General features: G+C 72.1%; 26 protein-coding genes. 11 read left to right on the top strand and 15 right to left on the bottom strand.

Annotation, left to right across the window (positions count from 1 at the left end):
- Positions 1 to 7: 7 nt before the first annotated feature.
- Entirely contained in the window at positions 8 to 487 is a 480-nt protein-coding gene (bcp, locus tag BLT62_RS06130; protein WP_083363265.1) for a thioredoxin-dependent thiol peroxidase, read from the top strand.
- On the opposite strand, the gene BLT62_RS06125 is transcribed toward bcp, so the two are convergent.
- Positions 458 to 844, bottom strand: a complete 387-nt coding sequence (locus BLT62_RS06125; protein ID WP_083363264.1) for a hypothetical protein — start codon at positions 842 to 844, stop codon at positions 458 to 460. The two genes, bcp and BLT62_RS06125, sit on opposite strands and share 30 nt — an antisense overlap.
- 255 nt (positions 845 to 1,099) lie before the next feature.
- Between BLT62_RS06125 and BLT62_RS06120 the strand changes: the two genes are divergently transcribed.
- Positions 1,100 to 1,348 (top strand): WhiB family transcriptional regulator, encoded by a 249-nt coding sequence (locus BLT62_RS06120; protein WP_067226211.1) that lies wholly within the window; start codon positions 1,100 to 1,102, stop codon positions 1,346 to 1,348.
- A 156-nt stretch (positions 1,349 to 1,504) separates the two neighbouring features.
- Here the strand turns inward: BLT62_RS06120 and BLT62_RS06115 are convergent, their stop codons facing one another.
- From BLT62_RS06115 to BLT62_RS06105, 3 genes are read right to left on the bottom strand one after another with little or no spacing between them, the layout of a single operon-like run.
- Entirely contained in the window at positions 1,505 to 3,004 is a 1,500-nt protein-coding gene (locus BLT62_RS06115) for a sensor histidine kinase (protein WP_083363263.1), read from the bottom strand.
- Between the two features lie 15 nt (positions 3,005 to 3,019).
- Positions 3,020 to 4,270: an AAA family ATPase gene (locus tag BLT62_RS06110; protein WP_083363262.1), complete on the bottom strand. Its 1,251-nt coding sequence runs from the start codon at positions 4,268 to 4,270 to the stop codon at positions 3,020 to 3,022.
- Positions 4,271 to 4,272: 2 nt separating this feature from the next.
- Positions 4,273 to 4,917: an SAF domain-containing protein gene (locus BLT62_RS06105; RefSeq protein ID WP_083363261.1), complete on the bottom strand. Its 645-nt coding sequence runs from the start codon at positions 4,915 to 4,917 to the stop codon at positions 4,273 to 4,275.
- 146 nt (positions 4,918 to 5,063) lie between these two features.
- Between BLT62_RS06105 and BLT62_RS06100 the strand changes: the two genes are divergently transcribed.
- A complete protein-coding gene (locus BLT62_RS06100) occupies positions 5,064 to 5,405 on the top strand; it encodes a helix-turn-helix domain-containing protein (protein ID WP_083363260.1) in 342 nt (113 codons plus the stop codon).
- A 61-nt stretch (positions 5,406 to 5,466) separates the two neighbouring features.
- On the opposite strand, the gene BLT62_RS06095 is transcribed toward BLT62_RS06100, so the two are convergent.
- A complete protein-coding gene (locus BLT62_RS06095; protein ID WP_083365335.1) occupies positions 5,467 to 6,087 on the bottom strand; it encodes a hypothetical protein in 621 nt (206 codons plus the stop codon).
- A 136-nt stretch (positions 6,088 to 6,223) separates the two neighbouring features.
- Between BLT62_RS06095 and BLT62_RS06090 the strand changes: the two genes are divergently transcribed.
- Complete coding sequence (locus BLT62_RS06090; protein ID WP_083363259.1) at positions 6,224 to 6,646, top strand: Rv3235 family protein; 423 nt, start codon at positions 6,224 to 6,226, stop codon at positions 6,644 to 6,646.
- Here BLT62_RS06090 and BLT62_RS06085 read toward each other — a convergent pair.
- From BLT62_RS06085 to mtrA, 7 genes are all read right to left on the bottom strand, one after another.
- Positions 6,633 to 7,109 (bottom strand): DUF2871 domain-containing protein, encoded by a 477-nt coding sequence (locus BLT62_RS06085; RefSeq protein WP_083363258.1) that lies wholly within the window; start codon positions 7,107 to 7,109, stop codon positions 6,633 to 6,635. The two genes, BLT62_RS06090 and BLT62_RS06085, sit on opposite strands and share 14 nt — an antisense overlap.
- A gap of 128 nt (positions 7,110 to 7,237) precedes the next feature.
- On the bottom strand, positions 7,238 to 10,045 hold the full coding sequence (secA, locus tag BLT62_RS06080) for a preprotein translocase subunit SecA (RefSeq protein WP_083363257.1): 2,808 nt from the start codon (positions 10,043 to 10,045) through the stop codon (positions 7,238 to 7,240).
- A gap of 193 nt (positions 10,046 to 10,238) precedes the next feature.
- Entirely contained in the window at positions 10,239 to 10,907 is a 669-nt protein-coding gene (gene hpf, locus BLT62_RS06075; protein WP_083363256.1) for a ribosome hibernation-promoting factor, HPF/YfiA family, read from the bottom strand.
- A 101-nt stretch (positions 10,908 to 11,008) separates the two neighbouring features.
- Positions 11,009 to 11,764 carry a ComF family protein gene (locus tag BLT62_RS06070; protein ID WP_083363255.1) on the bottom strand — a complete coding sequence of 252 codons (756 nt, stop codon included), beginning with the start codon at positions 11,762 to 11,764 and terminating at the stop codon, positions 11,009 to 11,011.
- A gap of 106 nt (positions 11,765 to 11,870) precedes the next feature.
- Entirely contained in the window at positions 11,871 to 13,571 is a 1,701-nt protein-coding gene (locus BLT62_RS06065; protein WP_083363254.1) for an LpqB family beta-propeller domain-containing protein, read from the bottom strand.
- Complete coding sequence (gene mtrB, locus BLT62_RS06060) at positions 13,568 to 15,175, bottom strand: MtrAB system histidine kinase MtrB (protein WP_083363253.1); 1,608 nt, start codon at positions 15,173 to 15,175, stop codon at positions 13,568 to 13,570. The genes BLT62_RS06065 and mtrB overlap by 4 nt, the downstream gene beginning before the upstream one ends.
- A 3-nt stretch (positions 15,176 to 15,178) precedes the next feature.
- Positions 15,179 to 15,856 (bottom strand): MtrAB system response regulator MtrA, encoded by a 678-nt coding sequence (gene mtrA / locus BLT62_RS06055; protein WP_083363252.1) that lies wholly within the window; start codon positions 15,854 to 15,856, stop codon positions 15,179 to 15,181.
- A gap of 108 nt (positions 15,857 to 15,964) precedes the next feature.
- Between mtrA and BLT62_RS06050 the strand changes: the two genes are divergently transcribed.
- The 5 genes from BLT62_RS06050 to BLT62_RS06030 are packed head-to-tail and all read left to right on the top strand — an operon-like array spanning position 15,965 to position 21,480.
- A complete protein-coding gene (locus BLT62_RS06050) occupies positions 15,965 to 17,176 on the top strand; it encodes a hypothetical protein (RefSeq protein ID WP_083363251.1) in 1,212 nt (403 codons plus the stop codon).
- Positions 17,173 to 17,838 carry a DUF4129 domain-containing protein gene (locus tag BLT62_RS06045; RefSeq protein ID WP_083363250.1) on the top strand — a complete coding sequence of 222 codons (666 nt, stop codon included), beginning with the start codon at positions 17,173 to 17,175 and terminating at the stop codon, positions 17,836 to 17,838. Before BLT62_RS06050 ends, BLT62_RS06045 begins: the two co-directional genes overlap by 4 nt.
- The gene (locus BLT62_RS06040; RefSeq protein WP_083363249.1) at positions 17,835 to 19,160 is read left to right on the top strand and encodes a DUF4350 domain-containing protein; all 1,326 of its coding nucleotides are present in this window, start codon (positions 17,835 to 17,837) and stop codon (positions 19,158 to 19,160) included. Before BLT62_RS06045 ends, BLT62_RS06040 begins: the two co-directional genes overlap by 4 nt.
- The gene (locus BLT62_RS06035; protein ID WP_083363248.1) at positions 19,157 to 20,149 is read left to right on the top strand and encodes an AAA family ATPase; all 993 of its coding nucleotides are present in this window, start codon (positions 19,157 to 19,159) and stop codon (positions 20,147 to 20,149) included. Before BLT62_RS06040 ends, BLT62_RS06035 begins: the two co-directional genes overlap by 4 nt.
- 2 nt (positions 20,150 to 20,151) lie before the next feature.
- Positions 20,152 to 21,480, top strand: a complete 1,329-nt coding sequence (locus BLT62_RS06030; RefSeq protein ID WP_083363247.1) for a DUF58 domain-containing protein — start codon at positions 20,152 to 20,154, stop codon at positions 21,478 to 21,480.
- A gap of 17 nt (positions 21,481 to 21,497) precedes the next feature.
- Here the strand turns inward: BLT62_RS06030 and BLT62_RS06025 are convergent, their stop codons facing one another.
- Positions 21,498 to 22,493, bottom strand: a complete 996-nt coding sequence (locus BLT62_RS06025) for a stage II sporulation protein M (protein ID WP_083363246.1) — start codon at positions 22,491 to 22,493, stop codon at positions 21,498 to 21,500.
- A gap of 17 nt (positions 22,494 to 22,510) precedes the next feature.
- Here BLT62_RS06025 and BLT62_RS06020 point away from each other — a divergent pair, with 17 nt between their 5' ends.
- Positions 22,511 to 23,392 (top strand): RDD family protein, encoded by an 882-nt coding sequence (locus tag BLT62_RS06020; RefSeq protein WP_231919366.1) that lies wholly within the window; start codon positions 22,511 to 22,513, stop codon positions 23,390 to 23,392.
- A 133-nt stretch (positions 23,393 to 23,525) separates the two neighbouring features.
- On the opposite strand, the gene ahcY is transcribed toward BLT62_RS06020, so the two are convergent.
- Positions 23,526 to 25,004, bottom strand: coding sequence for an adenosylhomocysteinase (gene ahcY, locus BLT62_RS06015; RefSeq protein ID WP_083363245.1), 1,479 nt, complete (start codon positions 25,002 to 25,004; stop codon positions 23,526 to 23,528).
- Positions 25,005 to 25,008: 4 nt separating this feature from the next.
- Positions 25,009 to 25,263 (bottom strand): DUF3499 family protein, encoded by a 255-nt coding sequence (locus tag BLT62_RS06010; protein WP_083363244.1) that lies wholly within the window; start codon positions 25,261 to 25,263, stop codon positions 25,009 to 25,011.
- Positions 25,264 to 25,337: 74 nt separating this feature from the next.
- On the opposite strand from BLT62_RS06010, the gene BLT62_RS06005 reads away from it, so the two are divergent.
- Positions 25,338 to 25,805, top strand: a complete 468-nt coding sequence (locus BLT62_RS06005) for a metallopeptidase family protein (protein ID WP_083363243.1) — start codon at positions 25,338 to 25,340, stop codon at positions 25,803 to 25,805.
- The last annotated feature ends 8 nt before the right edge of the window (positions 25,806 to 25,813 follow it).

Below are 25,813 nucleotides of genomic sequence, written 5' to 3'. Positions count from 1 at the left end.
TGGAAGCATGACCGAATCTGTGCGCCTCGAGCCCGGCCAGACCGCCCCCGACTTCACCCTGCAGGACCAGAGCGGCACCGCCGTCTCGCTCTCCTCCTACCGCGGCCAGAAGGTCGTGCTCTACTTCTACCCGGCAGCGATGACACCGGGGTGCACAACCCAGAGCTGCGACTTCCGCGACAACCTCGGCACGCTGGCATCCGCCGGCTATGCGGTGCTCGGCATCTCCAAGGACGACGTCGCCAAGCTCGCCGCCTTCGCCGAGCGGGACGCGCTGACCTTCCCGCTGCTCAGCGACACGGACCTGGCCGTGCACAAGGCCTACGGCGCCTGGGGCGAGAAGAACAGCTACGGTCGCATCATCACGGGCACGCTGCGCTCCACCTTCGTCATCGACGAGGAGGGCCGCATCACGCACACCTTCTACAACACCAAGGCCACCGGCCACGTGGCGATGCTACGCAAGCGCCTCGGCATCGCCGCCTGAGGCGCCCAGCTGGTTCCGGATGCCGGGGGCCAGCAGCAGCACGATCACCACGAGTGAGGGCGCCAGCAGCGCCCACCCGGCGGCCGGGTTCGCGTAGATGCCCTGGAAGCAGCCGGCGGCGACGGCGATCTGCATGAGCTGCCAGCCGATGCCCGCGCCGCGGATCCAGGACTGGCGACGCAGCGCGCCGATCGCGATGGCGAGCACGAAGGCGAAGGCGACGACCGTGAGCGCCAGGATGACGAGCGCGCTGACCAGCGACGCCGGCTGCTCTGTGAGCAGTTCGAAGACCAGCCAGAGCGCGGCGACGGCGAGGAGTGCCGCCTCGGCGAACAGCAGGGTGCGCAGTAGCACCATTCCGCGGGAGGGGCGACGCCGGAACGGGGGGTATTCGCCCCCACCATCGGGGGTATACAGCTCGTTACTCACAGAGGAATCCCATACAAAACTATTGATTTGACCCGCTCACTATGGGAGCATATTTGAGGTCAAGTTGACGCTCACAGGGACGTGAGCTGATCATTTCAGATTCTACTTCCTGCAACCTGACTGTTACTCGCACGTGAGCCGGATGGCTCCGCAGAACATCCCCCGCAATAAAGGAGCACCCCCATGGATTGGCGCGATAAAGCTGCCTGCCTGACCGCCGACCCCGAGCTCTTCTTCCCCGTCGGGAACACGGGGCCGGCCGTCGACCAGATCGAGAAGGCGAAGGCCGTCTGCGGCCGCTGCAACGTCACCGAGATCTGCCTGCAGTACGCACTGGAAACCGGGCAGGACTCCGGCGTCTGGGGCGGCCTCAGCGAGGACGAGCGCCGCGCGCTCAAGCGCCGCGCCGCCCGCGCGCGCCGCGCCTCCTAGCCCGAGACACTGAAACAGCAGAAGCGCCGCACGGATCCCGTGCGGCGCTTCTGCGTGACGCGAGGCGTCGCGAAAGGCGGCAGCCCTCACCCGGGAAATCTCGGGAGCCGTCACCGATGCTGGTGCGTGAAGCCGTGCACCTCGGACCGCTCCGCCCTAGTGCTGGCGCTTGTCCAGCCAGCGCAGCGGGATCTCGATCGTCACCTCGGTGCCGCTGCCGAGCACGGTGTGCCAGTCGATCGTGCCGCCGAGCTCGCCCTGGATCAGGGTGCGCACGATCTGGGTGCCGAGGCCCGATCCGACCTTGCCCTCCGGCAGGCCGGAGCCGGTGTCGCGCACGCGCACGGTGAGCGTCTCGTCATCCCGTTCGGCGATGATCTCCACCTCGCCCTCGCGGCCGGCCAGGCCGTGCTCGACCGCGTTGGTGACGAGCTCGGTCAGCGCCAGCGCCAGCGGGGTGGCGTACTCGCTCGGCAGCACGCCGAAGGTGCCGCTGGACTTGGGGTGCACGGTCGTGTTGTGCGCGGAGGCCACCTCGGCCACGAGCAGCAGCACCCGGTCGAACACGGCGTCGAAGTCGACGTTCTGGCTGAGCCCCTCCGACAGGGTGTCGTGCACGACGGCGATGGCCGCGACGCGGCGCATGGCCTGCGTCAGCGCCTCCCTGGCCTCCTCCGAGCGGCCGCGGCGGGCCTGGATGCGCAGCAGCGAGGCCACGGTCTGCAGGTTGTTCTTCACCCGGTGGTGAATCTCGCGGATCGTCGCGTCCTTCGTGATCAGCTCGCGCTCCTGGTGGCGCAGCTCGGTCACGTCGCGGCAGAGCACGATGGCCCCGACCCGCTCGCCGCGGTTGCGGATGGGGATGGCCCGGAGGCCGACCGTGACGCCGCGCGCCTCGATGTCGGTGCGCCACGGCGCCCGCCCGGTGACGACGAGCGGCAACGACTCGTCCACGACGAGCTTGCCCGGAAGCAGCTTGGTGGTGACCTCGGCCAGCGACTCCCCCTCGAGCTCGTCGGCGAAGCCCATCCGGTTGAACGCGGAGAGCGCGTTCGGGCTGGCGAAGGTCGTCACACCGTCCACGTCGAGGCGGATCAGGCCGTCGGAGGCGCGCGGGGCGCCGCGGCGCGGCCCGGTCGGGGCGCCGAGGTCGGGGAAGTCGCCGGAGGCGATCATCGCGAACAGCTCGCTGGCGCAGTCGTTGAAGGTGAGCTCCTGGCGGCTCGGCGTGCGCGCCTCGCTCAGGTTGGTGTGCCGGGTCAGCACGGCGACGGGCGCCTCGGCGACGGCCGAGCCGGATGCCGAGAGCCGGCGCATCACGGGGACGGCCTTGACGCGGGTGGGCGTCTCCTCGTACCAGTCCGGCGCGGTGTTGTCGACGATCCGGGCGGTCTCGAAGGCCTCCGTCACCTGCTTGCGCCACTCGGCCTTGATCTCCTGGCCGACGAAGTCGCGGTAGAACAGGGTCGCGGCGCTCGAGGGCCGGGCGTGCGCGACGGCGACGAAGCTGCCCGCCTCCGTCGGCACCCAGATGACGATGTCGGCGAAGGCGAGGTCGGCGATGAGCTGGCCGTCGGCGACGAGCATGTGCAGCCAGTCAACATCCAGCTGACTGCTGCGGCCCTGGGCAAGTACGAGATCACTAAGCGTCGACACGGATCCAGCGTACCTTTACCGGGCGGTGCCACAGCGCCGCCGGCGCATCCGGCGGCGCTGTGGCTGGCCGGCTCCCGGCACCAACTCCTCCGTGACGAGGCGGCGGATGCCGGCCAGCACCGCAGAGCGCGGTGCGGCATCGCGCAGCGTCCGCCCCTCCAACACCGCCGTGTCCAGCGCGTTCAGCTCGTGCGGCAGCAGCGTCGCCTGTTCGATGCCGCCGAAGCGCCGCAGCGTCTGGCGCACCTGGCCGTGCGGGTCCAGGCCGATGGCGCTGGCCCGCACCCTGTTGATGACGACGCTGAGGCTGGCCATCGGCGCGTACTCCGGCAGCGCGGCGAAGCCGCGGAGGAACCGGGACATGCCGACGGGGTCGGCCAGCCCGACGGCCACGACGTGGTCGGCCGCCGCCAGCGCGGCGACGGCGGCCGCGTTCCGCCGCGGCGCGAACAGGTCGCTGGCGATCTCCTCGTCGCGTTCCAGGCAGAAGCCGATGTCGACCACCGTGTACTCCAGCCAGTCCCGGCAGGCCTCGATCGTCGCCGCGACCTTCTCGGCGCCGAGCTCCGGCCAGCGCTCCGCCCGCCCGATGCCCGTCAGCACCCAGAGGGCGCCGGGCGGCGCGGGGTAGCGCTCCGCGACCCGCTCCAGCTCGGCCCGGTTCAAGCCCCCGCCGCCGCCCAGCCGGCAGGCGGCGGCGAACCCGGGCGACTCGTCCAGCAGGCCGAGCACGGGCGCCACGCTGCCGCCATAGCTGTCGGCATCCGCCAGCACGACGGAGCGGCCGAGGGCGGCGATCTCGGCCGCGATGTTGACGGCCACGGTGGTGCGCCCCGGCGCCCCGGCCGGGCCCCAGACGACGATGACGGTGCCGCCCCGTCTCACAGCGGGCTGTGCCGGCCGCGGCTCCGGCAGGCTGGGGTCGCCCGCGCCGAGCTGCGCCTCGATCTCCGCCCAGGGGGCGTCCGCCGCGAGCACCTCGTGCAGGCCGATCCGCGCCGCGTGGGCGCGCTCGGCGGCATCGGAGGCGAGCGCGATCAGCCGGATGCCGCGGCGGTCACAGGCGGCGAGCAGCTCGGCCCCGAGGGTCTGCGCGGTGGCCGAGACGAGCACGACGTCGATGCTGCCGGTCGCGGGGGCGTCCAGGGCGGCGACCACCTCGCGTGCGGTGCCGAGCCGGGCCGCAATCCGGTGCCCGTGCTCGAGGATGTCGGCCAGCAGCCTGTCCTCCGTGCGGGCGTCGAGGGCCAGGGCGAGGGTGGCCACCGCTACTCCCCCGCCTGCGCCATGCTGGCCGGCACCAGCGAGAGCGCGTCCCCGTTGGCGATCGCCTGCAGCACGGCGGCGACCTTGGCGGTCGGCAATCGCAGCTCGACCGAGCGCCCCTGCCCGCCCAGGATGCCCCCGCCGTCGATCACGCGCACCACCTCGGCGGCGGAGAGGATGACGGCCGGCGGCCCGAAGCGGCCGTGCTCGAGCTGTTCCGCCGCCCAGAGGTCGACGGGCGCTCCGGGCGCGACCGCGGCGGCGATGTCGCCGGAGAGCGCGACCACGACCCCTGTCTGACCGGCCTCCGACTGCCGGCTGAGGGCGGAGGCCGGGATCAGCTCCCCGGCGGCCACGGCACGGGTGAGCACGAGGCCCTCCTCCGGCAGCTCGCCGACCGCGAGATAGCGCTCCGCGACCGCGCCCAGGCGCACCGGGGCCGCCTCCAGCTGCGCGGCGGTGATCGTCGTGCCGGCCGGGAGCATGCCGCGGGCCGCGTAGACCTCGGCGGTGTCGTCGACGCCGGCCACGATGGCGGAGACGCCGACGATCGAGCCGGCGACGAGCACGATGCCGACCGCGAAACGCGGGTCGACCCAGAACGGCCGCTTGGACCCCCGCACGGCCTCACCCTCGACCTGCCCCATGAGCGCGCCCTCCGTCCGTGACGCTCGCGAGCGCTGCCGACCGCGATGCGGCTCCCATGATCGCAAAAATCCGGGTCGCCCGAAAAAGTTATCCACAGCTTGGATCTGCCCGTTCCGCGCACCGCGCGCGCGGCCATAATCGAAGCATGCCCGCTGCCGCCCCCGACGACGCCCTCGGTCGCTTCGTGACCCTGGGCGACACCGCCGAGATCCTGAAGATCAGCGTCGACGAGGCGCTGGCGCTCGTCCGCTCCGGCGAGCTGCCGGCGATCCGGGTCGGCCGGGCGGCAGACACGAGCGGCGGGGCGAGCAGGTGGCGGGTGGAGCGCACGGTGCTGGAGGCCTACATCGAGGGCAAGTACGAGGAGACCCGGCGGATGGGGCTCTGGAACCAGGCCGAGTTCGCGAACATCCCCGAACTCTCCGGCGGCACCATCGTGCGCGGCCCGGGCACGCCGCCCGCCGCCGATGCCACCGACGAGGACTGAGCCGACCGGCCGCCCGGCCGACCACCCGGCCGACCGCCCGACCAACCGCCCGGCCAATCGCTCAGCCGGCCACCCGCAGCATCATGATCTGCTCGAAGGGGATGAGCCGGTAGCCGGTCACGAGTGATTCCCGCCGCGGAGTGCCGGGCTCGTGCAGCGCCAGGTCGCAGTGGTCCCTGCCGACCCTGTCGATGGTGCCGTGCAGCAGCCAGGGCGCGCCGGACGGCCGCGGCCCGCAGTCGAGCTCGACGCGGGCGCGCCGCCGGCAGAGGTCGCGCAGCACGAAGGCCAGGCCGATCCGCTCCGCCAGGCGGGCCGGTGCGGCGGGCTGCTCGGCCAGGCTCCGTTGAATGCCGTCGGGGTCGAGCAGCACGCCGCTGACGGCCGCGAGCGGGATCACGCACTGCGTGCCGTGCCCGCCGGCCCGGCCCAGCTCACCGGCGAGCCAATCCCGCCCGAAGGTGAGCGCGCGCACCGTGACGAGGGCGCCGGAGCGCAGTTCGAGCCGCAGCAGCCCGCCGCCGGCATCCGGGCCATCGCCGCTCAGCGCCGCCAGGCGGGAGCGCATCGTCAGCCGGCCGAGCCGCAGCCGCTCCTCCTCGGCGCGCAGCTGCTCGTCCTCTGCCGTCAGCTCCTGCTCGAGTTGGCTCTCCATGTCGTCGAACAGGCTCTCCCAGCGCATGCGCACACGCTAGCTTGTTCCGGCCCGGACGGTCGAAAGTTATCCACAGCGCGATCTGACTCTGGACAGGAGGGAAGCGCGGGTGCTTTCATGTCAGGAGCACACCCCCTGAACGGGGGTCACCCGCGGAGGCATCATGCCCAGTGAACTGCACCGACCGGCCCAAGCCGAGGCTCCAGCCGATGACGCCTTCGCCAGACAGCGGACGGGGCGCGCGGCACTGCCGGACCCGGAGCCGCTCCTGGTCAACCTGACGAGGAGCGTGCTGGAGATCCTTTCCGGCGAGCGCGACCTGGAGCAGATCGCCCGCTGGGTCACCGACGAGGTGTACGCCTCGCTGACGACCCGGGTGACCATCGCGGCCAGGGCGCGCGCCGTGAAGAAGATCCCGGTGCAACGGCAGAGCCATCACATCGCCCGCGTGATCGTCAGCGAGCCGCGCGACGGGGCGGTGGAGGCCGTCGTCATCGTGCACAGCCGGGCTCGCAGCCGGGCCGTGGCGATCCGGCTCGAGGGCCTGGATCAGCGCTGGCGGGCCAGCGCGATCAGCGTCCTGTAGCGACAGCTTCCGTCGTGGCAGGCTCCGCGGTGGCAGACCCCGTCGCGGCGACGGCCGGGCGCGCGGCCAGCACCTTCGGGCGCAGCGCGACGAAGTAGAGCACCAGGCCGACCAGCAGCGCGATGTGGCCGAGGCCCGCGATGCCGGCGATGGCCGCGCTGTGCTCCCGGCCGAGCACGGCGAGGATGCCCTGGGCGGTCATCGCGCCGGTCGTGACGAGGATGCCGGCGGAGTAGACCCAGAAGAACCAGCCGAACAGCGGGCTCTCCGCGACGGCGAAGAGCTTCTCCAACGCCAGCAGGATGAGGAAGACGGTCATGCCGAGCGCGAGCAGGTGGGTGTGTACGAGGGCGAGCTGGGTGTCTCCGGTGAAGTCGTTGCCCTTCGTGAACTCGCGGTAGAACAACCCGGACGCGACGCCGAGCAGCATCGAGGCGAACGCGGCGTAGAACAGTCTTCTCATCAGGCAGCAGCTTTCTGGGTGGCGGGGGTCCACTCAGTCTCCCAGCGGGCCAGCCGCAAGCACATCCATCCAAAGACGGAATGCCCCCGCACTGGATGAGTGCGGGGGCATTCCGGGTGTCTCGTGTGTTACTTCTTGCCCTGGGCGCGACGCTCGGCACGGTTGGACGGGGCGGCACCGCCGGTGCTCTGACCGAAGGCACCGCGGCCGGCCGGCGCCTCGGCGGCGGCCTCTGCGGCATCCGGCTCGGTCTGGCTCGCGGCCACCTGACGGCGGGCGCGGTCGGTCGCCGCCTGCTGGATCTGGCCGCGCTGGTTGCGCACCTCGACTCCGCCGGAGTCGCTCGGAGCCGTGTAGCTGAGCTTCTCGACCGGCGCCTCGGAGCGGGAGAGCCCCTTGGCCGCGACGCGCGGCCCTGCGACCTCGCCCTGGCCCTGCGTCACCTCGACCTCGAGGTTGAACAGGAAGCCGACGGTCTCCTCGCGGATCTGGCCCATCATCTGCTGGAACATGGCGTAGCCCTCGCGCTGGTACTCGACCAGCGGGTCGCGCTGCGCCATGGCGCGCAGTCCGATGCCGTCCTTGAGGTAGTCCATCTCGTAGAGGTGCTCGCGCCAGCGGCGGTCGATCACCGAGAGCACGACGCGGCGCTCGAGCTCGCGCATGGCGGGGGCGCCGAGCGACTCCTCGCGCTTCTTGTAGGCCAGCTTGGCGTCGGAGAGGATCTCGCGGCGCATGAACTCGGGGTTGATTCGCCCCTTGTTGCCCGCCTCCGCGACGACCTCGTCGATGGTGAGCCCCACCGGGTAGAGGGTCTTCAGCTCGGTCCACAGGGCGTCGAAGTCCCAGTCGTCGCCGGAGCCCTCGCTGGTGTGCTGCTCGAGCACGTCGTCGATCACGCTCTCCAGGAACGCCTGCGTGCGCTCGTGCAGGTCGTCGCCCTCGAGGATGTGGCGGCGGTCGCTGTAGATGGCCTCGCGCTGGCGGTTCAGCACGTCGTCGTACTTGAGCACGTTCTTGCGGATCTCGGCGTTGCGCGCCTCCACCTGCGACTGCGCGCTGCGGATGGCGCGGCTGACGACCTTCGACTCGATGGCCATGTCGTCCGGCACGCCGGTGCGCCCCATCAGGGCCTCGGCGGCGCCGGCGTTGAACAGGCGCATCAGGTCATCGGTCAGCGAGAGGTAGAAGCGGCTCTCGCCCGGGTCGCCCTGACGGCCGGAACGACCGCGCAGCTGGTTGTCGATGCGGCGCGACTCGTGCCGCTCCGTGCCGAGCACGTAGAGGCCGCCGGCCGCGACGACCTTGCTGGCCTCCTCCTCGACGGTGGCCTTGACCTTCTCGAAGACCTCGTCCCAGGCCAGCTCGTACTCCTCTGGCGTCTCGACGGGGCTGAGGCCCTGCGCGTTCAGCTCGGCGACGGCGAGGAACTCGGCGTTGCCGCCGAGCATCACGTCGGTTCCACGGCCGGCCATGTTGGTGGCGACAGTGACGGAGCCGAGGCGCCCGGCCTGGGCGACGATGGCTGCCTCGCGGGCGTGGTTCTTGGCGTTGAGCACCTCGTGGCGGACACCCTTCTTGGCGAGCAGGCGCGAGAGGTACTCGCTCTTCTCGACGGATGTCGTGCCCACCAGCACCGGCTGGCCGGCCTTGTGGCGTACCACGATGTCCTCGACCACCTGGCCGAACTTGGCCTCCTCGTTCTTGTAGACGAGGTCGGGCTGGTCGATGCGCTGCATCGGCTTGTTGGTCGGGATCGAGACGACGCCGAGCTTGTAGGTCGACATGAACTCGGCGGCCTCGGTCTCGGCGGTGCCGGTCATGCCGGAGAGCTTGGAGTAGAGGCGGAAGTAGTTCTGCAGCGTGACGGTGGCCAGGGTCTGGTTCTCGGCCTTGACCGCGACGCCCTCCTTGGCCTCGATGGCCTGGTGGATGCCCTCGTTGTAGCGGCGGCCCATCAGGATGCGGCCGGTGTGCTCGTCGACGATGAGCACCTCGCCGTTCATCACGACGTAGTCCTTGTCGCGCTTGAACAGGGCGTTGGCCTTGATCGCGTTGTTCAGGAAGGAGATCAGCGGGGTGTTGGCCGACTCGTACAGGTTGTCGATGCCGAGGTAGTCCTCGACCTTCTCGATGCCGGGCTCCAGCACGCCGACGGTGCGCTTCTTCTCGTCCACCTCGAAGTCGGTGCCGGGGACGAGGCGCTTGGCCAGCTGGGCGAATTCGGTGAACCAGCGGTTCGCCTCGCCGGATGCCGGGCCGGAGATGATCAGCGGGGTGCGGGCCTCGTCGATGAGGATCGAGTCCACCTCGTCGACGATGGCGAAGTAGTGGCCGCGCTGCACCATGTCGCTGGCCTGCCAGGCCATGTTGTCGCGCAGGTAGTCGAAGCCGAACTCGTTGTTCGTGCCGTAGGTGATGTCGGAGGCGTACTGCTCACGGCGCACCTCGGGCGTCTGGCCGGCGACGATGCAGCCGGTCGTCATGCCGAGGGCGCGGAACACGCGGCCCATCAGCTCGGACTGGTAGCTGGCCAGGAAGTCGTTGACGGTGATGATGTGCACGCCGCGGCTGGTGATGGCGTTGAGGTAGGCGGCGGTCGTCGCGACCAGAGTCTTGCCCTCACCGGTCTTCATCTCGGCGATGTTGCCGAGGTGCAGGGCAGCGCCGCCCATGAGCTGCACGTCGAAGTGGCGCAGGCCGAGGGTGCGGCGGCTGGCCTCGCGCACGGCGGCGAACGCCTCCGGCAGCAGGTCGTCCAGGGACTCGCCGTTCGAGTAGCGCTCGCGCAGCTCGACGGTCTCGTGCTTGAGCTCCTCGTCGCTCAGGTGCGTGAAGTCGTCTTCAAGCGCGTTGATCGCCTTGGCGTAGTTCTCGAGGCGCTTGAGAGTGCGCCCCTCACCGACGCGAAGGACTTTTTCCAGAATTGAGGCCACGGATTGTCTCCAGTTGTCTGAGGGCTCGGGTCGTGCCGCCACGTTGTCGGACAGCGGGCGCGTCAGCGCGCGGCCGACTCCACTCGGCAACGATAGCAATCGTATCGGGCAGAACGGTGTGAATGCGCCGCCCGGACGGCACCGGGCCCCGCACCAGCGACTGGTGTGGGGCCCGGGCGACCTGCGACGGCACTCAGGCGGAGACGGCCTCCAACTCGGCGTCTCCGAGCCCGATCACGCCGTAGTCCCAGCCCTTGCGCCGGTAGACGACGCTCGGGCGGTCGGTCTCGATGTCGTGGAACAGGTAGAAGTCGTGCCCGACCAGTTCCATGTTGTAGAGGGCGTCGTCGATCGACATGGGGATGGAGGCGAAGAGCTTGCGCCGGATGACGACGGGCGTGTAGTCCTGCTCGTCCCCCTCGCCGCCTGCCTCGCCCACAACGGGAACAGAGCCCGTTCGCACCTGCTCCAGCACCTCGGCGTCGGCCGGCTCGATGTGCACGGCCTCGAAACCTCCCGTGCTGGCCTCGCGCAGCGAGATCGGCCGGTGGTTGCCACGATGCACCTTGCGCCGATCCTTGGCGCGGCGGACCCGCTCCAACAATCGGCCGAGTGCGACATCGAACGCGGCGTACTTGTCTGAGCCCTCGGCCTCGGCGCGGACCAGTGGTCCCTTGCCGATCAGCGTGAGCTCCACCCGGTCACTGCGCACGGAGCCGTTGGCCTGGCTCTGGCGGCTTACCTTGATCTCGAGTACCTGTGCCTTCTCGGCCAGATTTGCGACCTTCTCGGCCTTCTCTGTTGCGTAGTCCCGAAAACGATCGGTGATTCCCAGGTTGCGTCCGACGATGTTAATTTCCATGACGACCTCCCAGACAGGCGTGCCGCCCGGCGTCTACTGGGCGGACCTTTCTCGCCTTTAGGCCCACCGTAGTCGCTGCCCCAGGGAAAGTCATCGCCATTTCATCCGAAGGTGCCACGAGTCTCGGCCGGAGGGTTGCGCAGGCGGGTGTCGGCCAGCACCGCGACGCCGCAGACGGTGCCGCCCGCGGCCCGCAGGGCGCGCACGGCCTCGGCCGCGGTGGCCCCCGTGGTGAGGATGTCGTCCACCAGGAGCAGGCGGCGCCCGGCCAGGGAGGCCGTGCCCCGGCGCAGCCGCAGCGCCCCGTCCAGGTTGTCGCGGCGGGCGCCGCGGCCGAGGCCGACCTGGTCGCGGTGCGAGGCGGCGTGGGCGAGCAGCGGGGCACCGCGCAGCCCGGCCGCGGCGAGCAGGCTGCCGACCGGGTGGTAGCCGCGTCGGCGCAGCGCCGCGGCATCCGATGGCACGCAGACCAGCTCGATCGGGGCACCGGCCGGCGCCTCGGCCACGGCGGCCGCGATGGCCGCGGCGAGCGGGACGGCCAGCGGCCGGGCGGCCTCGGTGCGCCCGGCGTCCTTGAAAGCGAGTAGCGCCCGCCGGGCGGGGCCGGCGTAGTCGAGGCCGCACCACACCCGCTGGCCGAGCCGCTCCGCGGGGTGCGGGACGGATGCCGCGAAGGCGGCGGCACAGCCGGGGCAGAGCCCCCGCTCCGGGCGGCCGCAGCCGACGCACTCGCTCGGGGCGAAGACGGCGACAGCCTCGGCGAGCGCGGTGCGCAGTGCCGAGTTCAGCGATGAGTTCAGCGCCGCGTTCAGGGCCGAGCTCAGTGTGGGCGGCAGGGGCGGCAGCAGCGAGGCCATGGCGCCATGCTGGCCCACTGCGGCGGCGCCCGCGCGGAGCCGGCCCGGCCTGTGCACGGACCCGCCGCGCGCGGGCGCTGTGCACAACAGGCCGCGCGGAACGGGCCTAGCGCCCGAGCGAGACCCCCAGCACCGCCACGCCGTCCAGGCGCGGCTGCCAGGTCAGCCCGCGGCGCTGCAGCAGCACCCCGTCGGCGGTGAGCAGCCGCAGCTCCCGAGTCGCGTTGCCGCCGCTCAGGGTGGTGGCGCCGGGTGAGCCCTCGATCTCGGAGCTCGGCCCGCCCAGCTGTTGTGTCGTGATCAGCGTCTCCTCGCCCTCCCCGCGGGTCAGCGTCGCCACCGTCAGCTCGTTCACCCAGGCCGTGCCGAGCGGGGTCTCTGCCGGGATGGCGAGCTCGAGCGGGATGCCCAGTTTGAGCGGGGCGTTGCGCCCCTCGCCGTCGCGGCGCTGCACGGCGGCCGCCACCAGCCGGGTCGCGTCACCCGCCCGGTAGAGGGCGAGCAGGCGGGTGCCGTCGCGGGAGAGTGCGATGGAGGTGATCTGGGTGGCGTCGGGCCAGCTCGTGCCGACGACGTGCTCCGAGCCGTCCGGCGCGAACGCCAGCAGCTCCCCCGGCGCATCGGCCGGCACCGACCAGACGTAGCCGAACACGTCGACGGCGGGGGCGATCAGTCCCGCCCGGTCGTCCAACAGTCGCGCATCGCTGCCTGCGCGCGCGACGTGCACGCCGTCTGCGCTCAGCACGGCCGCCGTGTCGCCGGATTGCTGCCGGACGCCGAGGTTCACGGCCGTGGGGTTCAGCGCCGTGATCTGGGCCGACTGCTCCAGCGGCGTGATGGTGTCGCCGGTGGTGGCCAGGTAGCCGATCTGGCCGTCGCGCAGGATGAGCGCCCGCGGGTCGACGTGCGGGTCGGTGATCACGGTGCCCGGCACCTCGGGGATCTGCTGCTCGATCTGATCGACGGTGATGGCCACCCCGGAGATCGCCGAGACGTTGCGCAGGCTCTCGCGCAGCTGCAACCGCATCCGGCTCAACTGCACCGCCTCGGTCTGCAGCACGCCGGGCGAGAGGTCGACGATGGCGTCGCGCGCGACGATGCGCACGGAGTCCGACGCCAGCGCGGTGCCCTCCGGGAACGCGGACTGCACGGCGTCGGCCAGCCAGTCGCTCGGGCCGCTGAGCAGTGCCTTGACGATGACCGTCGGTGTCGACGTGCGGCGGGGGAACCAGCGCAGGTCGGGCACCAGGTAGCTGAACGTCGGGTCGAAGAAATAGAGCGGGTAGCTGCCGAAGACGAGCGCGAAGGTGGGCTGGTCGACGAGGATCCCCTGCGGCGCGCTGCTGATGCGCCACTGCTCGCCGACCCGGCTGAACTCGTAGCCGAGCACCTGTGTGGTGGGCTCCTCGCGCTGCACGAAGTCCCCGGTCGCGCTCACGTCGGCGAGCGCCGACACGGTGAGGGCTATGGAATCCGCGCCCTGCGGCTGCGTGCTGCGCAGGGTGCCGCTGTCGATGAGGGCGCTGGAGTCCGGGTCCCACTCGGCGGAGAACTCGGGGGTGAGGTATTCCTTGGCCACCGCGTAGCGGTCGTGCGGGCTGGCCGCGGCCTCCACGAAGCCGAGCAGGATCTCCTCCTGGGTGGCGCCGGGCTGCGGGCTGCGGGCGAGGAAGTCGAACTCGGGGCTGACCTCATTCTCCACGCCCCGCCCGGCGTGCACGCCGCCGGAGCTCGGGATGCCGGCGCAGCCGGCCAGGGCAAGGGCGAGCAGTGCGGCGACGGCGGCGAGCCTGGATCTGTTCCTCACGAGGATCCTCCCTGTTCCGGCCGGTTGCGGCCCGCGTCTTCCGGCGGCAGCGGCAGCGGGGACTCCCCCATCGGGCGCCCGTGCACGCGCGGGAGCGTCAGCCGGAACGCCGAGCCGGCGCCGGGGGCCGACCAGACGTCGATCGTTCCGCCGTGCAGCATCGCGTCCTCGAGCGAGATGGGCAGGCCGAGGCCGGTGCCGCCGATGGTGCGCTTGCGCGAGGGGTCCGCACGCCAGAAGCGGTCGAAGACGCGGGCGGCCTCGCCCTCCTTCATGCCGACGCCGTAGTCGCGCACGGTGAGGGCGACCGCGCTGGCCGTGCTGTCCACGAACAGCACGATCGGCTTGCCCTCGCTGTGCTCGATGGCGTTGCCGAGCAGGTTGCTCACGATGCGGCGAATGCGGCGCGGGTCGAGCTGGGCCGGCAGGTGCCCGCCGGGGGCGACCAGGCGCAGCTCGGTGCCGTTCTGTGCGGCCAGCTCGCCCATCGACTCGATCGTCTCCTCGACGATGTGCACGAGGCTGGTCGGCTCCAGGTCGAGGGCGACGGAGCCGGCGTCGTAGCGGCTGATCTCGAGCAGGTCGGCCAGCAGCAGCTCGAAGCGCTGCACCTGGGTGTGCAGCAGCTCCGCGGTGCGCTCGGTGGCCGGCGGGAAGCTCTCGCGCTGGTCGTAGAGCACGTCCCCGGCCAGTCGGATGGTGGTCAGCGGAGTGCGCAGCTCGTGCGAGACGTCGGAGACGAATCGCTGCTGCACCTCGCTGAGGTCGGCGAGCTTCTTGATCTGCGCCTGCAGGCTGTCGGCCATGCCGTTGAAGGAGCGGGCCAGTGTCGCGATGACATCCTCGCCCTTCTCCGGGATGCGCACCTCGAGCTCGCCGGCTGCCAGGCGCTCACTGGTCTCCGCCGCGACCCGGATCGGTGTCACCACGAGGCGCACGACGACCCAGGTCACCGCGCCGATCAGGAGCAGCAGGGCGATCGCGGCGACGGCGGCCGTCTGCTGCACGAAGCCGAGCGTCTGCTCGGCGTCGGCCAGGCTGTACGCGATGTAGATCTCGTAGCGGCCGGCGGTGGGCAGCACCAGCTGCGAGCCGACGACGATACCGGGCACCGTCGCCCCCTCCGGCGTCTGCAGGCTGACCGACTGCCAGAACTGCTCGTCGGCGTTGTCGCGGACGCGCTGCTGCAGCTCCGGGGTGATCACCCCGGTGCGCAGCGTCGACGGCACGAAGTCCAGCGGGGCGATCGGGCTCGGCTCCTGGCCGGGCACCCGGAAGCCGGCGACCAGCCGGCTGGCGGAGCTCGCGCTCATGGCGTTGCGGGCGCTGTTCATCACGCCGAGCATGGCGGCGCGGTCGGTGGCGTCGGAGGCGTCGACGAGTTGCTGGGCGGTGGCGACGGCGCGCGAGGAGTCGCCGAGCACTTGGTCGAGCCGCGCCTGGAACAGGTTGTTGCTGACGCTCACGGAGAGGTAGAGCCCGGTGAGCAGGATCGCCACACTGGAGAGCCCGAGCGAGATGAGCACGGTGCGGAACTGCAGCGACTCCCGCCAGGCCCTGACCGCCCGCTGCGGCCAGCTGCGCCAGGAGCGCCAATCAACCATGGGTCAGTTGGCGGCGCCGGCCCGGTAGCCGACCCCGCGCACCGTCATGACGATGCGGGGGTTGTCCGGGTCGTGCTCGACCTTGGCGCGCAGGCGCTGCACATGCACGTTCACCAGCCGGGTGTCTGCCTTGTAGTGGTAGCCCCAGACCTGCTCGAGCAGCATCTCGCGGGTGAACACCTGCTGCGGCTTGGAGGCCAGCGCGAGCAGGAGGTCGAATTCCAGCGGGGTGAGGTTGATGCGCTCCTCGCCGCGGCGCACCTCGTGCCCGGCGGCATCCACCACCAGGTCGCCGACCTGCAGCGTCTCGGATGCCGCGGCGCTCGGCCGCAGGCGCGTGCGGATGCGGGCCACCAGCTCCTTGGGGTTGAACGGCTTGACCATGTAGTCGTCGGCACCGGATTCCAGGCCCTTGACCACGTCGGTGGTGTCGGACTTGGCGGTGAGCATGATCACGGGGGTGCCGGACTCGGCGCGGATCAGCGTGCACACCTCGATGCCGTCGCGGCCGGGCAGCATCAGGTCGAGCAGCACCAGGTCGGGCTTGTTCTGCCGGAAGGCGTCCAGCGCGAGCGCGCCATCTGCGCAGAAGCTGGGCTCGAAGCCCTCGCTGCGCAAGACGATGCCAATCATCTCCGCCAGTGCGGTGTCGTCATCGACGACCAAAATCCGTGCGCTCATGCATCCATTCCCGCTGAGGCCGTGCACATATTCATGCAGCGGCATGCTTTGGGACAACAGTAGTGCAGTCCGGGCCTCCAGGGGCCGTGATGTGGCAGCATGGGCGGTATGACCGACGAGCAGAGCTGGCAGTCGCCCTCGGAGCAGGGCCAGCCCGGCCGCGCAGTGCCGGGGCAGCCCCCGTACGGCCAGGCGCCGTACGGCCAGGCGCCGTACGGCCAGGCGCCGTACGGCCAGGCGCCGTACGGCCAGCCGTCCTACGGGCAGGCGCCGTACGGCCAGGCGCCGGGCTGGACCCCGCCGCCCAAGCCCGGGCTCATCCCGCTGCGCCCGCTCGGCTTCGGCACGCTGCTCGGCGCCCCGTTCCAGGTGCTCCGCCGCAACCCGAAGGCCACCTTCGGCAGCGCGCTGCTCGTGCAGGCCCTCTCGGTGCTCGTCTCGCTGCTCGTGCTCGGACCCGTGACCTTCATCGCCATCGACCGGATGGAGCGGGCGAGCGCCGCGGAGTCGGATGCCGTCGCCGCCGGCGCCGTGACGGCGATCCTCCTCGCCGCGCTCATCCCCGTGCTGCTGACCGTGCTGGCATCCGCCGTGCTGCAGGGCGTCATCGTGCTGGAGGTGGCCCGCGCGACGCTCGGGGAGAAGCTCACCCTGTTCGCCCTGTGGAAGACCGCGCTGCGCCGGATCTGGCCGCTGCTCGGCTGGGTGCTGCTGCTCGCCGCCGGGTACGTCGTCATCATCGCCGCCGCCGTCGGCATCGTGGTGCTGCTGGCCGTGCAGGGAGTGCAGCTGCTCGGCCTGACGATCGCTGTCGGCGTGCTGCTCGGGCTCGGCGTGGTGGCGCTGCTGGCCTGGCTGACCGTGAAGACCTCCCTCACCCCCTGCCTGATCATGCTCGAACGGCTCGGCGTCGGCACCGCCGTCGCCCGCTCCTGGTCGCTGACCCGCGGCTACTTCTGGAAGACGCTCGGCGTGCAGTTCCTCGTCGGCTTCATCGTCAACCTGGCTTCCCAGATCGTGACGACCCCGGTCTCGCTGCTCTACGGCTTCGCGGCCACCTTCATCGACCCCAACGACGTGCTCGGCACGATCGGCCCGGCCGCCGCCTCCTACCTGCTGCTCATGCTCGTCACCCTCATCATCACGTCGATCGCCGTCGTCGCGCAGTCGGCGGCGGTGGCGCTGATCTACATCGACCTCCGCATGCGCAAGGAAGGGCTCGACCTCGAGCTGTTGCGCTTCGTCGAGGCCCGCGAGCTCGGCGAGCAGGGCGTCGCCGACCCGTACCTGGTTCCGCACGCCGCGCAGACCGCCGCATGATCGGAACCCACGCGCTGTCGGCGATCGCCGTGTCCGTCCCCGTCGACCCGGACGCCCCCGAGGCACACCGGCTGCTGCTGGAGGAGCTGGCCAAGCCGGAGTACCGGGCCGCAGCGCCCACCTGGTTCGACCGGGCCTCGCAGGCATTCTTCGACTGGTTGGGCAGCCTGTTCGCCGGCGCGGACGGCGCGGGCGGCGGCTGGCTGCCGCTGGTGGCGGTCATCCTCGTCGTGGCCGCCGTCGTCGTCGCCCTGCTGGTCTGGGGCGTCCCGCGGCTGAACCGGCGCTCCGCGGCGAGCGAGCTGTTCGGGCAGCGCGAGACCCGCAGCGCGGAGCAGATGCGCGCCGCCGCCCGCGCCGCCGCGGCCGGGCAGGACTGGCCGCTCGCCATCGCCGAGCAGTTCCGCGCCCTGGCCGCCGACCTGGCCGATCGCACCATCGTCACGCTGAGCCCGGGCACCACCGCCACCGACTTCGCCGCGGCGGCCGGCCGCGCCCTGCCGGAGGAGGGCCGCGCGCTGGCCGATGCCGCCCGCGCCTTCGACGAGGTCCGTTATCTGGGCCACCCGGGCAGCGAGGCCGACTACCGCGCCGTGCAGGCCCTGGACGAGCGCCTCCGGGCGTCCAGGCCCGCCCTGCCGGAGCCGGCGGTGCTCGCGTGATCGACACCGGCGCCCGGCGCCCCACTGCGGCCCCCGCCGCGGCTCCCGCACTCGACCCCGCACTCGACCCCGCCCTCGCCCCGGCCGTCACTCCGACGCTGCGCGCCAGCGGCCGAAAGGCGGCGTTCTGGCTGGCCGCCGCGGCCGGCGCCCTCGTCGTCGCCGTGATCGCACTGCTGCTGAACGGCGCAGCCATCGCCGGCGGTCCGGCCCTCGGCCGCGCCAACCCGGCGCCCGTCGGCGCGAAGGCGGTGGCCGAGGTGCTCGCGGCACAGGGCGTCGACGTCATCACCGCCGACAGCCTGGACGCCGCCCTCGCGGCGACGGCCGCCGCGGCGGGAGGCGCCACACTGCTCGTCTACGACGAGAACGCTCTCCTCGACGCGGAGCAGATCGCCCGCCTGCAGGATGCCGCCGCCCACACCGTCGTCGTCGACCCGGGCTTCGCCCTGCTGCAGGGCCTCGCCCCCGAGATCGGCTTCGGCGGCGTCAGCGCCGCCGACCGGGCCATCGAGGCCGGCGCCTCCTGCGCGAGCGCGGCGGGCGAGCGGGCGGGCAGCGTGGCCGCGCTGCCGGGGGCCGGTCTGAAGACGCTGCGGATTCCCGCCAACGCCGCGGGCTACGCCGGCTGCTTCACCGACGGCGCCGGGGCCTCCGTGCTGGTGCAGGGCGGCGACCAGGACGCCCGGTTGAGCTTCCTCGCCGACCCCGCGATCCTCGCCAACGAGTCGATCACGGCCGCCGGCAACGCGGCGCTCGCGCTCGGGCTGCTCGGCGAGGCGCCGACCCTGGTCTGGTACCTGCCCACCCTCGCCGACGTCGCCGCCGGCGCCCCGCCGAGCATGGCCGAGCTCAGCCCCGGCTGGGTCACCCCGGTGATGGCCTTGCTCGTGCTCACCGGCGTCGCCGCCGCCGTCGCCTACGGTCGGCGCTTCGGCCCGCTCGTGCTGGAGCGCCTGCCCGTCACCGTCCGCGCCAGCGAGACGATGGAGGGCCGGTCCCGGCTCTATGCCCGCAGCTCCGCCCGGCTCCGCGCCGTCGACGCGCTGCGCCTGGCCGCGATCGGGCGCATCGCCGGCCGGCTCGGCCTGGCCCGCACCGCCTCCTTCGACGAGGTGGTGGCGGCCGCCTCCGCCGCGACGGGCCTGCCGCTCCACGCCGTGCGCTCCGTGCTCGTGGACGAGCAGCCACAGAACGACACGGCAATGCTGGCGCTCTCGGACCGGCTCGCCGGGCTCGAGAATGCCGTCATCCGCGGCACGACACCGCCGAGTTCGCCCGCTCCGAGTTCGACCCCTCCGACAGAGAGAATGGAACCATGACAGACATCGCTGCCGACACCCTGAACGCGCCCACGCGCGCCGCAGAGCTCCGCCAGTCGCTCGCCCAGGTGCGCGCGGAGGTGGGCAAGGCCGTCGTCGGCCAGGATGCCGCCGTCACCGGTCTCATCATCGCCCTGCTCGCCCGTGGCCATGTGCTGCTGGAGGGTGTGCCCGGCGTCGCCAAGACGCTGCTCGTGCGCAGCCTGAGCGCCGCGCTGGACCTGCAGACCCGGCGCGTGCAGTTCACCCCCGACCTGATGCCCGGCGACGTGACCGGCTCGATCGTCTACGACGTCAAGGCCGGCGACTTCGAGTTCCGCGCCGGGCCCGTGTTCACCAACATCCTGCTCGCCGACGAGATCAACCGCACCCCGCCGAAGACGCAGTCTGCGCTGCTGGAGGCCATGGAGGAGCGCCAGGTCTCGGTCGACGGGGTCTCCCGGCCGCTGCCGGAGCCGTTCATCGTGGCGGCCACGCAGAACCCCGTCGAGTATGAGGGCACCTACTCGCTGCCAGAGGCGCAGCTGGACCGCTTCCTGCTCAAGCTCGTGCTGGACCTGCCGGAGCGCGACACCGAGATCGAGGTGCTGCGCCGGCATGCGGCCGGCTTCGACCCGCGCGACCTGGCCGGCGCCGGGGTGCGCCCGGTGCTGGACGCGGGGCGGCTGGCCGAGGCGCAGGCGTCCGCGGCATCCGTCGGCGTCAGCGCCGACGTGCTCGCCTACGTCGTGGACCTCGCCCGCGCCACCCGCACCAGCCCCTCGGTCAAGCTCGGTGTCAGCCCGCGCGGCACGACGGCGCTGCTCGCCTCCGCGAAGGCGTGGGCCTGGCTGAGCGGCTACGACTCGATCACCCCCGACCACGTGCAGGCGATGCTGCTGCCGGTCTGGCGGCACCGGGTGCAGCTGCGGCCGGAGGCCGAGTTGGAGGGCGTGTCCGTCGACGCGATCCTGCGCTCCATCGTCTCCCAGGTGCAGGTGCCGATCTAACTATGGCCATCACCCCGCGCTTCGTCCTGCTCCTCGCCCTCGGCGTGGTGCCCATCGTGGCGCTCGGCGGCGACTCGCTGGCGGATGCGGCGACCGTGCTCGGCGTGTGGCTGGCGTTCGTGCTGGTGCTGGCGGCGCTCGACCTGGTGCTGGCCGCCTCGCCGCGGCTACTCTCCGCCGAGCGCGTCGTGCCGGCCAGGCTGCGGCTCGGCGAGAGCGCGGAGGCGCAGCTGTTCCTCGGCAACCGGGGCACCCGGGCGCTCCGCGGCGTCGTGCGCGACGCCTGGCAGCCCTCGGCCGGGGCCGACACGAACCGGCAGAGGATCGCTCTGCCGGCCGGCGAGCGCCGCCGCGTCAGCACCCGGCTCACGCCGACGCGGCGCGGGGAGCGCCGGGTGGAGCAGATCACGATCCGTTCGCTCGGCCCGCTCGGCCTGGCCGCGCGCCAGGCGACGCTCGAGGCGCCCGGCCGGCTGCGCGTGCTGCCGCCGTTCCACTCCCGCAAGCACCTGCCGTCGCGGCTGGCTCGGCTGCGCGAGCTCGACGGCCGCACCGCGGTCATGCTGCGCGGCCAGGGCACCGAGTTCGACAGCCTGCGCGAGTACGTGCGCGGCGACGACGTGCGCTCCATCGACTGGCGGGCGACGGCCCGGCGCAGCAGCCCGAGCTTGGCGCCCTCGCTCATGGTGCGCACCTGGCGGCCGGAGCGGGACCGCAGGGTGGTCATCGTCATCGACAGCGGCCGCACCTCCGCCGCCCGCATCGCCGACGAGCCGCGCCTGGACACGGCCTTCGAGAGCGCCCTGCTGCTGGCCGCCCTCGCCAGCCACGCCGGCGACCGGGTCGACCTGCTGGCCTACGACCGGCTCGTGCGCGGCCGCGTGCAGGGGGCGTCCGGCCCGGAGCTACTCAGCCGGATGGTCGACGCGATGGCGGGAATCGAGCCGGAGCTGATCGAGATGGACTGGACGGCGGTGCCGTCGCTGGTGCGCGGGGTGACCAGCAGGCACGCGCTCGTGGTGCTGCTCACGTCGATCGAGGCGCCCGGGGCGGCCAGCGGCCTGCTCGCCGTGCTGCCGGAGCTCAGCAAACGGCACACGGTGGTGGTGGCGTCCGTCACCGACCCCGCCCTGCTGCAGGCGGCATCCGCCCGCAGCAGCCGGAACGAGATCTACCGGGCGGCGGCGGCCGAGCAGGCGCTGCTGGACGTCGAGCGGGTCTCCGCGGCCATCCGGCAGAGTGGCGCGGAGGTCGTCACGGCCGCGCCCGCCGCGCTGCCACCGGCGCTCGCCGACCGCTACATCGCGTTGAAGGCGGCCGGCCGGCTGTAGCCGCCCCAGCGCTCTGGTTAGTGGGCGGCGATCGTGCGCGCGCCGGCCGCGTGCTCGTCGAGGTCGCCGGTCTCGCCCGCCCGGTACGCGCGGCCACCGACGACGAGCATGTAGAACAGGAACGCGCCGAGGGCGAGGGCGCCGATGCCGATCTTCACCGGCCACGGCCAGGGGGCCGGGGTGACGAAGCCCTCGATGATGCCGGAGACGAACAGCGCGATGGCCAGGCCGATCACGACGGTGAACATGGCGCGGCCCTCCGCGGCGAGCGCCTGCCCACGGCTGCGGGCGCCCGGAGCGATCCAGGCCCAGAAGATGCGCATGCCGGCGGCCGCGGCGACGAACACGCTGGTCAGCTCGAGCAGGCCGTGCGGGGCGATGTAGAGCAGCATCGTGTCGCCCTCGCCGTGCGCGAACATGACGGCCGCCGTCACGCCGAGGTTCTGCGCGTTGCCGAAGATCACGGCGGGCACGTAGACGCCGAGCACGCCGAAGGCGATGCACTGCGCCGCGATCCAGGCGTTGTTGGTCCAGACCTGGCCGGCGAAGGAGGCGGCCGGGTTGACCGAGTAGTAGTCGACGAAGTCCTCGTCGGCGAGCTGACGCAGCTGCTCGGCCGAGCCGAAGTTCGCCAGCACCCGGGGGTCGCCGAGGGCCCAGAGCGCGTACAGCGTCGCGATGACGGCGGTCGCGAGCGCGAAGACGAGGGTGAGCCAGCGCAGCCGGTAGAGGGCGGCAGGCAGTTGCACGAGGAAGAAGCGCGGCAGCTGGGAGAGCAGGTTGTCGCCGGTGCCCGTGAAGCGGAGCCGGGCCCGGGACAGGCTCACCGAGAGGGCGTCGCCCTGCACCGTGGAACCGGCCGTCGTCTTCAGCTGCGAGAGCTGCGCGGCGCCGGCCTGGTAGAGCTCGACGAGCTCGTCCGCCTCCGCCCCGCTCAGCCTGCGCTTCGTCGAGAGGGCGTCAAGGCGCTCCCAGCGCTCGCGGTGGGCTGCGGAGTAGGCGTCAAGATCCATCTGATTGAATACTAACCATGGCCATGCCCCGCGAACCGCACGCCGCGATATTCCGCGCCGCGGACGCGCCCGGTCCCGATCCCCGGCACGAGCCAGGCTCGGTGTTCACCGGTGAGGCCGTCGCCCTCGATGTGCGCCCGGCCAGCGTGCTGCTACGGGCCGGTGGCGCCATGATCGACGCCATCGTCTACCTCGGCGCCCTCGCCGGGCTGGCCTGGATCGTGACGGCCGCCGCCGGCGACGGCCTGGACCAGTCGCTGGCCGCTGCCCTCACCATCATCGGCCTCGTCACCGCGCTCGTCATCGCGCCGACGGTCGTCGAGACGGCCAGCGGCGGGCGCTCCCTCGGCAAGCTCGCCATCGGCGCCCGCGTCGTGCGCGACGACGGCGGCGCGATCGCGCTGCGGCACGCCTTCATCCGCGCCCTCACCGGCGTGCTCGAGATCTACATGACGCTCGGCGGCCTCGCCGTCATCGTCGGCATGCTGAACCCGGACGGCAAGCGCCTGGGCGACCTGCTGGCCGGCACGCACGCGCAGATGGAGCGGGTGCCCGGCTACAGCGCCCCCGCCTACGGCGTGCCGGAGCCGCTGCAGGCGTGGGCGCAGGTCGCGGACGTCGCGACGCTGCCCGACCGGCTGCAGCGGCGCATCGCGCAGTTCCTGGCGCAGGCCCCCCAGCTCTCGCCCGCCGCCAGGGCGCGCCTGGCCGGGCAGCTGACCCAGGAGGCCGCCCGCTACGTCTCGCCGCTGCCGCAGGTGGAGCCGGAGCTGTTCCTCGCCGGGGTGGCCGCCATCCGCCGGCAGCGCGACGCCGCGGCCCTGGAGCTCACCGCCGCCCGGTTGGAGCGCCTCTCCCCCGTGCTGCACGGCCGCCCGCACGGCTTCCCCGAGCGCTGAGTCCCAGCGCCCGCCGCCTCCAGCGGCGCCTTCCGCGCCACTTGGTCGGGCTCCACGCCAGCTGAGCGGGCGTGGAGCCCGACGAAGTGGCGCGGAGCGCGGAGCGCAGGGCGGGCGGCGGATGCCGGCCCGGCTAGTAGCGGTAGTGGTCGACCTTGTACGGGCCGTCGACGGGGACGCCGATGTAGGCGGCCTGCTCCGGCGAGAGGGTGGTCAGCCGCACGCCGAGGGCGTCCAGGTGCAGCCGGGCCACCTTCTCGTCGAGGTGCTTCGGCAGCACGTAGACGCCGATCGGGTAGCGCTCCGGGTAGCACCACAGCTCGATCTGGGCGAGCACCTGGTTGGTGAACGAGTTGCTCATCACGAAGGAGGGGTGCCCGGTCGCGTTGCCGAGGTTCATCAGGCGGCCCTCGCTGAGCACGAGCACGCTTCGGCCGGTGGGCAGGCGCCACTCGTGCACCTGCGGCTTGATCTGCACCCGCACGGCGCCCGGCAGCGACTCCAGCGCGGCCATGTCGATCTCGTTGTCGAAGTGGCCGACGTTGGAGACGATGGCGAGGTGCTTCATCGCCAGGATGTGGTCGAGGGTGATCACATTGAAGTTGCCGGTGCAGGTGACGAAGATGTCCACGTCGCCGACGACGTCCTCGAGCTTCGCGACCTGGTAGCCGTCCATCGCCGCCTGCAGCGCGCAGATCGGGTCGACCTCGCTGACGATGACGCGGGCGCCCTGGCCGCGCAGCGCCTCCGCCGCGCCCTTGCCGACGTCGCCGTAGCCGACGACGAAGGCGACCTTGCCGCCCATCAGCACGTCGGTGGCGCGGTTCAGGCCGTCCGGCAGCGAGTGCCGGATGCCGTACTTGTTGTCGAACTTCGACTTGGTGACCGAGTCGTTGACGTTGATGGCGGGGAACAGCAGTCCGCCGCCCGCCGCGAGCTCGTAGAGGCGGTGCACGCCCGTCGTGGTCTCCTCCGTCACGCCCTTGATCTCCGCGGCAATGCGGGTCCAGCGGTCGGTGGAGAGGTCGAGCGAGCGGCGCAGGGTGTCCAGCACCACGCGGTACTCGGCGCTGTCGGCATCCGTCGTCGCCGGCACAGAGCCGGCCAACTCGAACTCGCGCCCGCGGTGCACGAGCAGGGTGGCGTCACCGCCGTCGTCCAGGATCATGTTCGGGCCGGACCAGCTCTCGCCGGCCGCGGCGGCCTCCGCGCTCCAGTCGAAGATGCGCTCGGTGCACCACCAGTAGTCCTCGAGCGTCTCGCCCTTCCACGCGAACACGGGGATGCCGGCCGGCTCGTCGACGGTGCCGCTCGGGCCGACGGCGATCGCGGCCGCGGCCTCGTCCTGGGTGGAGAAGATGTTGCAGCTGGCCCAGCGCACCTGCGCGCCGAGGGCGGTGAGGGTCTCGATCAGCACGGCCGTCTGCACGGTCATGTGCAGGCTACCGGCGATGCGGGCGCCGGCCAGCGGCTGGGAGGCGCCGAATTCCGCGCGCAGCGCCATCAGCCCGGGCATCTCGTTCTCGGCGAGGCGCAGCTGGTGTCGGCCGGCCTCCGCGAGGGCGAGATCGGCGACCTTGAACGGCAGGGCTGTGGAGGAGGCGGCAGTCATGGCGTTATTCTCGCAGCATGCCCGCGCCCTCGTCACGCGCGGCGTGCCGGCCGGGCCTGCTGGCGAGGCTCATATGGCGCACAACCTGCCAGCCCACGGGGGCAGAGAGTCTGTCGGCGTGCCTCCCGCACAAGTCGTAACAATGCGGTTCCGGGGTCACGCTGAGGGGGCCGAGCACCGCCATCGAGTCTGCGTAGTCGTACGTAAGTGTCGCGACGGCGCTCTCGGAGCACGCGATCTTGGAGCAGGGCCTGTTCATGTCGACTCCAGCGTATCGCCAGCACGCCCCGATTCCGGGTGAGGATGCCGGTATGGCCGCCTAGGATTGGGGATATGCCCCGCTCCCCCCGTTCTCCCTCCGGCCGCGCAGCGTCCCGCGCGAGCGCGGGATCGCCGCGCCGCGGCATCCGGGACCGGCACGGCCGGGGCCTGCGCTCCTCAGTGGCCGGGCCGTACCTGCCGATGCTGGGCGGGCGCATCGAGACGTTCGAGGAGACCATCCTCTCCACCGCGGAGTATCTGCGCGGCGTCTGGCCGGCCGAGCTGGCGCACGTGCGCTTCGAGGTCGCCGCCGCGCCAGAGCAGGCGCTGCACGGCGACCACGTCGACCGCTGGCACGTCGATGCGGAGCGCGCGCGCATCGTGTTCTTCCGAGTGCCGATCCAGCGCATGAGCAAGCTGCACCACGACGACGACCTGCACCGCCGGATGATGGTGGAGAGCTGCGTGTTCCGGGCCGTCGGCGACCTGCTCGGCAAGGACCCCTGGGACCTGGCCCCCGACCGCTTCCGCCACTTCTAGGCGACGTG

Origin of the sequence: Microterricola viridarii (assembly GCF_900104895.1) — a bacterium.
GTDB classification, from domain to species: Bacteria; Actinomycetota; Actinomycetes; order Actinomycetales; family Microbacteriaceae; genus Microterricola; species Microterricola viridarii.
The sequence above is the reverse complement of the archived record's forward strand: the minus strand, read 5'-3'. Positions and strand labels throughout refer to the sequence as shown.

What these genes read in the sequence shown, in the direction of transcription:
- bcp (WP_083363265.1), top strand. Translation starts at nt 8, where the DNA reads ATGACCGAATCTGTGCGCCTCGAGCCCGGCCAGACCGCCCCCGACTTC.
- BLT62_RS06125 (WP_083363264.1), bottom strand. Translation starts at nt 844, where the DNA reads ATGGTGCTACTGCGCACCCTGCTGTTCGCCGAGGCGGCACTCCTCGCC.
- BLT62_RS06120 (WP_067226211.1), top strand. Translation starts at nt 1,100, where the DNA reads ATGGATTGGCGCGATAAAGCTGCCTGCCTGACCGCCGACCCCGAGCTC.
- BLT62_RS06105 (WP_083363261.1), bottom strand. Translation starts at nt 4,917, where the DNA reads ATGGGGCAGGTCGAGGGTGAGGCCGTGCGGGGGTCCAAGCGGCCGTTC.
- BLT62_RS06100 (WP_083363260.1), top strand. Translation starts at nt 5,064, where the DNA reads ATGCCCGCTGCCGCCCCCGACGACGCCCTCGGTCGCTTCGTGACCCTG.
- BLT62_RS06095 (WP_083365335.1), bottom strand. Translation starts at nt 6,087, where the DNA reads ATGCGCTGGGAGAGCCTGTTCGACGACATGGAGAGCCAACTCGAGCAG.
- BLT62_RS06090 (WP_083363259.1), top strand. Translation starts at nt 6,224, where the DNA reads ATGCCCAGTGAACTGCACCGACCGGCCCAAGCCGAGGCTCCAGCCGAT.
- BLT62_RS06085 (WP_083363258.1), bottom strand. Translation starts at nt 7,109, where the DNA reads ATGAGAAGACTGTTCTACGCCGCGTTCGCCTCGATGCTGCTCGGCGTC.
- hpf (WP_083363256.1), bottom strand. Translation starts at nt 10,907, where the DNA reads ATGGAAATTAACATCGTCGGACGCAACCTGGGAATCACCGATCGTTTT.
- BLT62_RS06070 (WP_083363255.1), bottom strand. Translation starts at nt 11,764, where the DNA reads ATGGCCTCGCTGCTGCCGCCCCTGCCGCCCACACTGAGCTCGGCCCTG.
- mtrB (WP_083363253.1), bottom strand. Translation starts at nt 15,175, where the DNA reads ATGGTTGATTGGCGCTCCTGGCGCAGCTGGCCGCAGCGGGCGGTCAGG.
- mtrA (WP_083363252.1), bottom strand. Translation starts at nt 15,856, where the DNA reads ATGAGCGCACGGATTTTGGTCGTCGATGACGACACCGCACTGGCGGAG.
- BLT62_RS06050 (WP_083363251.1), top strand. Translation starts at nt 15,965, where the DNA reads ATGACCGACGAGCAGAGCTGGCAGTCGCCCTCGGAGCAGGGCCAGCCC.
- BLT62_RS06045 (WP_083363250.1), top strand. Translation starts at nt 17,173, where the DNA reads ATGATCGGAACCCACGCGCTGTCGGCGATCGCCGTGTCCGTCCCCGTC.
- BLT62_RS06035 (WP_083363248.1), top strand. Translation starts at nt 19,157, where the DNA reads ATGACAGACATCGCTGCCGACACCCTGAACGCGCCCACGCGCGCCGCA.
- BLT62_RS06030 (WP_083363247.1), top strand. Translation starts at nt 20,152, where the DNA reads ATGGCCATCACCCCGCGCTTCGTCCTGCTCCTCGCCCTCGGCGTGGTG.
- BLT62_RS06025 (WP_083363246.1), bottom strand. Translation starts at nt 22,493, where the DNA reads ATGGATCTTGACGCCTACTCCGCAGCCCACCGCGAGCGCTGGGAGCGC.
- BLT62_RS06020 (WP_231919366.1), top strand. Translation starts at nt 22,511, where the DNA reads ATGGCCATGCCCCGCGAACCGCACGCCGCGATATTCCGCGCCGCGGAC.
- ahcY (WP_083363245.1), bottom strand. Translation starts at nt 25,004, where the DNA reads ATGACTGCCGCCTCCTCCACAGCCCTGCCGTTCAAGGTCGCCGATCTC.
- BLT62_RS06010 (WP_083363244.1), bottom strand. Translation starts at nt 25,263, where the DNA reads ATGAACAGGCCCTGCTCCAAGATCGCGTGCTCCGAGAGCGCCGTCGCG.
- BLT62_RS06005 (WP_083363243.1), top strand. Translation starts at nt 25,338, where the DNA reads ATGCCCCGCTCCCCCCGTTCTCCCTCCGGCCGCGCAGCGTCCCGCGCG.